2 rRNA genes are annotated in these 3,480 nt (G+C 57.0%); both read right to left on the bottom strand.

The window, feature by feature from the left end:
* Positions 1-117, bottom strand: a 5S ribosomal RNA gene (gene rrf, locus ACFWBD_RS41345).
* Positions 118-208: 91 nt separating this feature from the next.
* Positions 209-3,331 (bottom strand): 23S ribosomal RNA (locus ACFWBD_RS41340).
* Positions 3,332-3,480: the final 149 nt, after the last annotated feature.

The following is a 3,480-nucleotide window of genomic DNA, read 5'->3' as shown; positions in this document are numbered from 1 at the left end:
GTTCGGCGGTGTCCTACTCTCCCACAGGGTCCCCCCTGCAGTACCATCGGCGCTGTGAGGCTTAGCTTCCGGGTTCGGAATGTAACCGGGCGTTTCCCTCACGCTATGACCACCGAAACACTTTGAAACTCATGCAGCCGCACCATACCGTGACCATGGCATGGGGCTGTTCGTGGTTTCAGAACCAACACAGTGGACGCGAGCAACTGAGGACAAGCCCTCGGCCTATTAGTACCAGTCAGCTTCACCCATTACTGGGCTTCCACATCCGGCCTATCAACCCAGTCGTCTACTGGGAGCCTTAACCCCTCAAGGGGGTGGGAATACTCATCTCGAAGCAGGCTTCCCGCTTAGATGCTTTCAGCGGTTATCCCTCCCGAACGTAGCCAACCAGCCATGCCCTTGGCAGGACAACTGGCACACCAGAGGTTCGTCCGTCCCGGTCCTCTCGTACTAGGGACAGCCCTTCTCAATATTCCTGCGCGCGCAGCGGATAGGGACCGAACTGTCTCACGACGTTCTAAACCCAGCTCGCGTACCGCTTTAATGGGCGAACAGCCCAACCCTTGGGACCGACTCCAGCCCCAGGATGCGACGAGCCGACATCGAGGTGCCAAACCATCCCGTCGATATGGACTCTTGGGGAAGATCAGCCTGTTATCCCCGGGGTACCTTTTATCCGTTGAGCGACGGCGCTTCCACAAGCCACCGCCGGATCACTAGTCCCGACTTTCGTCCCTGCTCGACCCGTCGGTCTCACAGTCAAGCTCCCTTGTGCACTTACACTCAACACCTGATTGCCAACCAGGCTGAGGGAACCTTTGGGCGCCTCCGTTACTCTTTAGGAGGCAACCGCCCCAGTTAAACTACCCATCAGACACTGTCCCTGATCCGGATCACGGACCCAGGTTAGACATCCAGCACGACCAGAGTGGTATTTCAACGGCGACTCACCGTGAACTGGCGTCCACGTTTCAAAGTCTCCCACCTATCCTACACAAGCCGAACCGAACACCAATATCAAACTATAGTAAAGGTCCCGGGGTCTTTCCGTCCTGCTGCGCGAAACGAGCATCTTTACTCGTAGTGCAATTTCACCGGGCCTATGGTTGAGACAGTCGAGAAGTCGTTACGCCATTCGTGCAGGTCGGAACTTACCCGACAAGGAATTTCGCTACCTTAGGATGGTTATAGTTACCACCGCCGTTTACTGGCGCTTAAGTTCTCAGCTTCGCCAAGACGAATCTTGACTAACCGGTCCCCTTAACGTTCCAGCACCGGGCAGGCGTCAGTCCGTATACATCGCCTTACGGCTTCGCACGGACCTGTGTTTTTAGTAAACAGTCGCTTCTCGCTGGTCTCTGCGGCCACCCCCAGCTCGAGGAGCAAGTCCTCTCACCAGTGATGGCCCCCCTTCTCCCGAAGTTACGGGGGCATTTTGCCGAGTTCCTTAACCATAGTTCACCCGAACGCCTCGGTATTCTCTACCTGACCACCTGAGTCGGTTTAGGGTACGGGCCGCCATGAAACTCGCTAGAGGCTTTTCTCGACAGCATAGGATCATCCACTTCGCCACAATCGGCTCGGCATCAGGTCTCAGCCTTGATGTGTGACGGATTTGCCTATCACACGGCCTACACCCTTACCCCGGGACAACCACCGCCCGGGATGGACTACCTTCCTGCGTCACCCCATCACTCACCTACTGCAAGTCTGGTTCGTCGGCTCCACCACTTTCCTTTCCCCGAAGGGTCCGGAACGGCTTCACGGACTTAGCATCGCCTGGTTCAATGTTTGACGCTTCACAGCGGGTACCGGAATATCAACCGGTTATCCATCGACTACGCCTGTCGGCCTCGCCTTAGGTCCCGACTTACCCTGGGCAGATCAGCTTGACCCAGGAACCCTTAGTCAATCGGCGCACACGTTTCTCACGTGTGTATCGCTACTCATGCCTGCATTCTCACTCGTGAACCGTCCACAACTACCTTCCGGTGCTGCTTCACCCGGCACACGACGCTCCCCTACCCATCCATACAGGCGTTGGCCCTATTGTATGAATGACACGACTTCGGCGGTACGCTTGAGCCCCGCTACATTGTCGGCGCGGAATCACTAGACCAGTGAGCTATTACGCACTCTTTCAAGGGTGGCTGCTTCTAAGCCAACCTCCTGGTTGTCTGTGCGACTCCACATCCTTTCCCACTTAGCGTACGCTTAGGGGCCTTAGTCGATGCTCTGGGCTGTTTCCCTCTCGACCATGGAGCTTATCCCCCACAGTCTCACTGCCGCGCTCTCACTTACCGGCATTCGGAGTTTGGCTAAGGTCAGTAACCCGGTAGGGCCCATCGCCTATCCAGTGCTCTACCTCCGGCAAGAAACACACGACGCTGCACCTAAATGCATTTCGGGGAGAACCAGCTATCACGGAGTTTGATTGGCCTTTCACCCCTAACCACAGGTCATCCCCCAGGTTTTCAACCCTGGTGGGTTCGGTCCTCCACGAAGTCTTACCTCCGCTTCAACCTGCCCATGGCTAGATCACTCCGCTTCGGGTCTTGAGCGTGCTACTGAAACGCCCTGTTCGGACTCGCTTTCGCTACGGCTGCCCCACTCGGGTTAACCTCGCAACACACCGCAAACTCGCAGGCTCATTCTTCAAAAGGCACGCAGTCACGACGCACCGAGCAAGCTCGATGCGCGACGCTCCCACGGCTTGTAGGCACACGGTTTCAGGTACTATTTCACTCCGCTCCCGCGGTACTTTTCACCATTCCCTCACGGTACTATCCGCTATCGGTCACCAGGGAATATTTAGGCTTAGCGGGTGGTCCCGCCAGATTCACACGGGATTTCTCGGGCCCCGTGCTACTTGGGTGTCTCTCAAACGAGCCGTTGACGTTTCGACTACGGGGGTCTTACCCTCTACGCCGGACCTTTCGCATGTCCTTCGCCTACATCAACGGTTTCTGACTCGTCTCACAGCCGGCAGACTGTGAAAGAGAGATCCCACAACCCCGTACACGCAACCCCTGCCGGGTCTCACACGTATACGGTTTGGCCTCATCCGGTTTCGCTCGCCACTACTCCCGGAATCACGGTTGTTTTCTCTTCCTGCGGGTACTGAGATGTTTCACTTCCCCGCGTTCCCTCCACACTGCCTATGTGTTCAGCAGCGGGTGACAGCCCATGACGACTGCCGGGTTTCCCCATTCGGAAACCCCCGGATCAAAGCCTGGTTGACGACTCCCCGGGGACTATCGTGGCCTCCCACGTCCTTCATCGGTTCCTGGTGCCAAGGCATCCACCGTGCGCCCTTAAAAACTTGGCCACAGATGCTCGCGTCCACTGTGCAGTTCTCAAACAACGACCAGCCACCCATCACCCCGAACCCTTAACGGATCCGAGTGCACTGGGGCCGGCACTGAAGGCAGCCAAACGGCCATACCCTCAGACACCCAACAGCGTGCCCGGCACCCT

Origin of the sequence: Streptomyces sp. NPDC060002 (assembly GCF_042737245.1) — a bacterium.
Lineage (GTDB): Bacteria > Actinomycetota > Actinomycetes > Streptomycetales > Streptomycetaceae > Streptomyces.
This window is presented reverse-complemented; position numbering and strand designations above follow the sequence as displayed.